The sequence below is a fragment of the Aerococcus sp. L_32 genome, from assembly GCF_050689315.1.
On sequence record NZ_JBOEQF010000123.1, the window covers coordinates 1 to 6,466 of the forward strand.

General features: G+C 38.8%; 8 protein-coding genes. All 8 read left to right on the forward strand.

From position 1 onward, the window contains the following. Positions 1-429, forward strand: a 429-nt coding sequence (folK, locus tag ACRCJ0_RS08450; RefSeq protein ID WP_431390170.1) for a 2-amino-4-hydroxy-6-hydroxymethyldihydropteridine diphosphokinase, incomplete at its 5' end; no start/stop codon positions are given. A gap of 37 nt (positions 430-466) precedes the next feature. Then, positions 467-1,000, forward strand: coding sequence for a dihydrofolate reductase family protein (locus tag ACRCJ0_RS08455; protein WP_059349087.1), 534 nt, complete (start codon positions 467-469; stop codon positions 998-1,000). Positions 1,001-1,247: 247 nt separating this feature from the next. Then, positions 1,248-2,759 (forward strand): BglG family transcription antiterminator, encoded by a 1,512-nt coding sequence (locus ACRCJ0_RS08460; RefSeq protein ID WP_431390171.1) that lies wholly within the window; start codon positions 1,248-1,250, stop codon positions 2,757-2,759. A 2-nt stretch (positions 2,760-2,761) separates the two neighbouring features. Continuing rightward, complete coding sequence (locus tag ACRCJ0_RS08465) at positions 2,762-3,208, forward strand: PTS sugar transporter subunit IIA (protein ID WP_059349085.1); 447 nt, start codon at positions 2,762-2,764, stop codon at positions 3,206-3,208. A gap of 13 nt (positions 3,209-3,221) precedes the next feature. Next, positions 3,222-3,536, forward strand: coding sequence for a PTS fructose transporter subunit IIB (locus ACRCJ0_RS08470; RefSeq protein ID WP_059349084.1), 315 nt, complete (start codon positions 3,222-3,224; stop codon positions 3,534-3,536). Between the two features lie 4 nt (positions 3,537-3,540). After that, on the forward strand, positions 3,541-4,638 hold the full coding sequence (locus ACRCJ0_RS08475; protein ID WP_431390172.1) for a PTS fructose transporter subunit IIC: 1,098 nt from the start codon (positions 3,541-3,543) through the stop codon (positions 4,636-4,638). Between the two features lie 21 nt (positions 4,639-4,659). After that, positions 4,660-5,526, forward strand: a complete 867-nt coding sequence (locus ACRCJ0_RS08480; RefSeq protein ID WP_059349082.1) for a ketose-bisphosphate aldolase — start codon at positions 4,660-4,662, stop codon at positions 5,524-5,526. A 10-nt stretch (positions 5,527-5,536) separates the two neighbouring features. Next, on the forward strand, positions 5,537-6,358 hold the full coding sequence (locus ACRCJ0_RS08485; protein WP_431390173.1) for a class II fructose-bisphosphate aldolase: 822 nt from the start codon (positions 5,537-5,539) through the stop codon (positions 6,356-6,358). Positions 6,359-6,466: the final 108 nt, after the last annotated feature.

Genomic DNA, 6,466 nt, shown 5'->3' on the forward strand with positions numbered 1-6,466 from the left:
AAGCAAAATGAAGGGATTAAAGTAGTGGCAACTTCGCCAATCTATGAAACAGTCCCCAAAGGCTACCTTGATCAAGAGGACTTTTTGAATATGGTTGTGCATATCCAAACGGAGTTATCAGCAGCTGATTTATTGGCTTTCTGTCAAAGCATTGAACAAGACCAAAAACGAGTTCGAACCATTAAAAATGGCCCTCGTACTATCGATGTAGATATCTTGCTCATCGATGAAGAGATTATTGACACATCAGACTTACTAGTACCGCATCCGCGTATGCATGAACGGGCTTTTGTCTTATGTCCGGCTGCTGATATTGTTGGATCTTGGCAGGTACCCATTTTAGGACAAACAGTTGCTAGTTTACGCGATCAACTACCACAAGCTGAAAAAGATGATGTCCAGATTTCAGGATTGTCACTAGATTTATAACCATTGAAAATAAATGCTTATTAGAAAGGGGAAAATCATGGGTAAAATTGCCTTAAGTATTGTACAGAGCGTAGATGGGTATATCGCTGACTTAGATGATCAGTTTGGTTTTATTGAAGGTATACCAGGTCCTCACTTAAAAGACATCTCAACCAGTGATTCACCGTATTCGCTGGAAGCCTTTTTTGAGGCTTATGACATTATTGTCATGGGACACCAGTCTTATAAAATTGGCTTTGCAACAGATTTTCCATCAAAAACCATATACGTCGTGACAAATGAAAAACGGCCAAACGAAGGCAATATCCATTTTGTCAAACCAGGGCAAATTGTGAAATTGATGCTGGCGAAGAAGAAGCAAGACCACAATATTTACTTGTATGGTGGTGGAATTATGCTGAAACTCTTCATGGCGACCAATGCGATTGATGAATATATCATCGGAACCGTGCCAATAATTCTGGGTAAAGGGAAACCTTTATTCTATGAATTGGACGAATCCATTCCATTGCAACTGGATCAAGTGGATGTGATGGGTGGGTTGACAATTCAAATTTATCACAGACATTAGAACAAAAGACGAATTATGATAATAGACCTGTACTTAGGAGCCCGTAGGATTCTCCCTAGGTAGGGGTGTATTTTTGTGTACTTAATAAGACAGTTTCTCTTGTTTCATGAAAGAAATGCACTTTTGAAATGGTAGGATAGTAGGTAACTTTCATCTTGTCACATGTTTATGTCCAAACGTAAAGACACAACATGGTATTTAAAATTAAAATGTAAGCGCTATAATTATTGATAAGTTGGTGATATGAATGAGTATAACAAATGTAAATCAGAAATTAATTGACTATTTGATTGAACATGGAGACTTTGTTTTAGGACAGGAATTATCAAAACATTTCAAAGTATCAACAAAAACAATTTATCGACGAATTAAACAAATTCGCGAGGACTTGGGGGAGGAGATTATTGAAAGTGACAGGACCAGAGGGTTTAAGCTCAATTTAAAACAGTATGTTAGTATCGTAAACCGGTTTTATGTGGATGATGAAGCAGCTTTATCTGTTGAAGATAGACGGTTGTCCATCTTATACCATCTTCTCATTTCTGCACCAAAACCCTATACGATTTCAAAATTTTCAAGCCAATTCTTTGTGAGCCAGTCATCGATTGTTAATGATTTAGAAATTATCGAAGACCGGCTGAAGGGGAGTCACTTGATTATAAAGAGAAATAATTTAGGAACCGCCATTCACGGAGAAGAGAAGGATATCCGAAAAGAACTGATGCATTTGTTGAATAAATTGATTACCAGTTCAGACACACCATTTCAACAAACAGTGTATATGAATCAAGACTCTATTAAATTTCTGAGTAAGGAATTTGATGAAGGTTCGGTATTAAAAATTAAAGGAATTCTGGACTGCGCCCATACGAGATTAGGCTATCAAATTGAAAATCCATATTATATTAACTTGTTGACCCATCTACTGATTTTGAGGAACCGGACGGATAATCCAGTTGGCACTTCAACAAAGGTTGCCTTTAATCAAGAAGTGGTCAATCAAAAGAAGTATGATATCGCAGCATTCATTATCCAAGAAATGGAAGCGGAATTCGATTTATGCATCGACAAGGCTGAAATTGGCTATGTATACGCCTTTCTTATTTCAACCAGGAGAATTGATGAGATAGATTTCATTGAACCGCTAGGCAATGTTGAAATCATCAGTAATGATTTTGTGAATGCCTATGTTACCGACTTGGTAGGAGAGATGGAGAATAAGCTGGCCATTTGTTTTTCAGAAGATGACATACTCATCAAATCGTTGGTTCAACATACACAGCCCATGCTCAATCGGGTGACCTACCATGTGGTGATTGTGAATCCCCTAACGGAGGAAGTGAAGAAACATTTCGCAACGACATTTAAAATCCTGGCAGACGTATCGGCGAGCATACATCAAAAATTTGATATTGAACCATTATCTGATGATGAAATTGCCTATATCGCTTTATATTTTCAAAATGCTATCGAGAAGTCGACGCGAATTTTCAATATTTTAATTGTTTGTTCAACAGGAATAGGATCATCACATTTCTTAAAAACAAGAGTAGAAAATAACTTCCCCTTATTCAATATTGTAGATGTCATTTCTTCAAATGAAATCTCCAATTATAAATCATCAGAAATCGATTTTGTATTAACAACGGTTAATCTACCGCAAATGAGTATCCCACATTTACTCATCGGTGCCTTGCTAGATAAGGCAGATATCAATATCATTAAACAGTTTATTAGGAGCAACTTTGGAGGACGTTAATTATGGATATGAATGAATTTTTATCGAAAGAACTCATAGATTTAGATTTGAAAGCGGATTCAAAAAAAGATGCCATCTACAAATTATGTGAAAAGCTCTATGAGGAAGGTTGTATTACGGATGTAGAGAAATTTGTTGCCGATGTATATGAAAGAGAAGCGGAGGGAGAAACTGGGATTGGACAAGGAATCGCGATTCCTCATGGTAAATCAGAAAATGTTGTGAAAACCAGTTTAGCTATTGGTAGAACGGAAACGATTGATTGGGAGGGAGAAGAACACCAGGAAGTGACCATTATCATCTTGTTTGCTGTCAGACTAGTCGATAACACATCTGTCCATTTAAAACTATTGTCTCAAGTAGCTTCTAAATTAGGTCATGACGAGAGTCTTGAACAGTTGAAGACAGCAAAAAATCCGGAAGACATTATCAATATATTCGTAGATTAAGGAGGAAGTAGAGATGAAATTAGTTGCGGTTGTAGCATGTACGTCGGGGATTGCCCATACCTATATTGCTAGAGAAAAATTGATTAGTGCAGCAGAAAAAAGAGGACACGAAATTCGGGTCGAAACGCAAGGGACGATTGGTGTCGAGGGGGAGTTAACTAAAGCAGAAATTGACAATGCCGACTTAGTCATTATGGCCACAGACATTCAGACGTCTGGAAACGAACGATTTGAACACAAGAAAATAATGAAAGTACCGACAAATGTTGCTGTTAAAGCTGCTGGACAATTGATTGAGAAAATCGAGAGTCAGCTTGTGGAGGAGTGAAATCATGAAACGGATTGGTAATGAGTTAAAGCGGCATGCGCTGACCGCGATTAGTTATATGTTGCCATTGGTTGTTGCTTCGGGTTTATTAATTGCTATCGGGAATTTGATGGGTGGTTCAGTGATCGAGGATTATACCCAGTCCTTTACTATAGCGAGTGCCTTAACCTCTTTAGGTGTCATGGGGATGGGCTTACTATCGCCATTTATCGCAGGTTATATTTCATATTCTATTGCTGAGCGACCTGGTATTGCACCGGGGTTCCTAATGGGATTAATTGCCAATGCACTTGGTGCAGGATTCTTAGGAGGTATGGTTGGTGGTTACCTGGTTGGGTACTTTGTCCTTTGGATGAGATTGAAGTGGAAGGTGCCAAAATGGGCTGACGGTTTGATGCCGATGATGATCATTCCAACGGTATCTTCAATTGTAGTTGGGTTGTTCATGTTCTTCGTTGTCGGCGGTCCCATTGCTTGGTTAACAGAACAACTGATTGTCTACTTAGAAAGTCTAGATGAATCTTCTAGGGTTGTTTACGGCTTTATCTTTGGTGTACTTGGTGCCTTTGACTTTGGTGGTCCAATCAGTAAGGTACCAAACTTAATGGCAGATGGTTTGCTACTTGAAGGAATTATGGAACCAGAGGCTATTAAGGTTATTGGGGCTATGGTGCCACCAATTGGGGTTACTTTTGGTTGGTTACTATCAAAAGTAGCGAAAAAACCGATCTACACAAAAGTTGAGGAAGATGCGATTAAAGTAGCCTTTCCGATGGGCTTGACCATGATAACTGAGGGTGTTATTCCAATCGCTATGAATGACCTATTGAGAACAGTCTTTGCTTGTTCCATGGGGACTGGTATTGCTGGAGCGATTAACTTCTACTTCCAAAATGGGTCACCAGTGCCGTCAGGTGGGGTCTTCGTTATTCCGGCTATGACTAAACCATTAGTTGCTGTCACAGCCTTACTTGTAGGGTCTGCCGTAACAGGGATTATCCTTGTCTTAATCAAAAAGAAGATTACAGCTGAAGAATATGAAAGTGTTGCAGTAGTTGAGGAAGAAGAATTAGACTTGTCACAATTCAATATTGAAGGGTAAATCGAAAAGGAGTAATCAATTATGTTAATTACAATGTCAGAAATGCTTAAAGTAGCTAAAGAAAACCAATTTGCTGTTGGTGCATATAATATTTCAGACGCCAATATTTTCAAAGCTGTAGTAGAGAAGGCAGAAGAACTAGAAGCGCCTGCAATCATTGCCATTCATCCAGATGAGTTAAGCTTTATTACCAATGAATTTATTGCCTATATCAAGGAACGAACCGAAAATTCTAAAGTACCATTTGTCCTACATTTAGACCATGGTGGCTCACTAGAAGATGTCATTAATGCTATTTCTTGTGGCTTTACCTCAGTTATGATTGACGGGTCTCATCTACCATATGAAGAAAATATTGAAATCACCAAAAAGGCAGCTGACATTGCACATGCAGTAGGGGTTTCAGTCGAAGGGGAATTAGGGACGATTGGTGATACAGGTACCTCCATCGAAGGTGGGGTAACTGAAATAACCTATACAGTACCAGCTGAAGCGGATGAATTTATACAACGGACTGGCATTGATACATTGGCCATTGCTATTGGAACAGCACACGGTATTTATCCTAAAGACTTTATCCCTAAATTAAAACTTGATATCTTGAAAGAAGTGAGTCAATTGGTGGATACCCCATTAGTTTTACACGGTGGATCATCAAACTCTGATCGTGAAATTGCCCAAGCAGTCGAAATCGGTATTCAAAAAATCAACATTTCGAGTGATACGAAAAAAGCCTATTTTAAACGACTACAAGAATTGCTGGATTCAGACGTGATGTGGGAACCGAATGCTCTTTTCCCACCATGTATCGAGTCAGCTAAAGAGGTCGTAGAACATAAGATGAATTTGTTCAATTCAGTCAATAAAGCAAAACTATTTTATAGTTAGGAGCATTAATATGCCATTGGTTAGTTTAGACGAAATACTACCAGGAGCAAAGAAGAACAAGTATGCCATTCCCGCTTTCAATGTGGTGTCTTTTGAAATGATTATAGCAGCTGTAAAAGCGGCTGAAGCAGCGAAAAGTCCAATTATCATTGAATATACTGAAGACGATAGCAAGCGGATTCCTTTAGAGTTCATCGGCACATTTGCCAGTGGGTTAGCTAAAGATGCCAGTGTACCAATCTGTGTACATCTCGATCATGGCAAGACTTTCCCAGGAATTGTCCGGGCCATTAAGTCTGGCTACTCATCTGTCATGTTTGATGGGTCGGCATTAGCCTTCGAAGATAATATTGAACAAACAAAGAGGGTCGTTGATTTGGCACATTCCTTGGGAATTAGTGTGGAGGCTGAACTAGGGACCATTGAATCAGGCGAACAGCACTATACGGACGTTAAATTGGTTGAAGAATTTACTGGCAAAACGGGTGTCGATGCCTTAGCTATCTCCATCGGGACTGAACATGGGGTCTATAACCACAAACCAGTCGTCGATGTGGATCGAATCGAAGCGATTGAAAAAGTAACTGCAACGCCGCTCGTCATGCATGGTGGGTCTGGATTAGATCCAGAAATCTATCCACGGGTGATTCAGGCGGGGATTTCAAAAATCAACTATTATTCAGCCATGTCAAATAAAGTCTTAATACACATAATGAAAGACTTAGAGGATAAGAGTCGTCAAGAAAGCATCTACTTGCAAGACTTTATTGACCTAGAGTTAGACTATTTTGCTGAAGAAATGCAAGCCGTCATTGAAAAATTTAGACTATAAAGATAAAAAAATAAGCTAACTTACCTAGACTATTTCTTGTTAGATACAGGAAACAGGAGGTAAAGTTAGCTTTTTTATTTGGTTATTTTTCAAAGAATGTCTGACTAA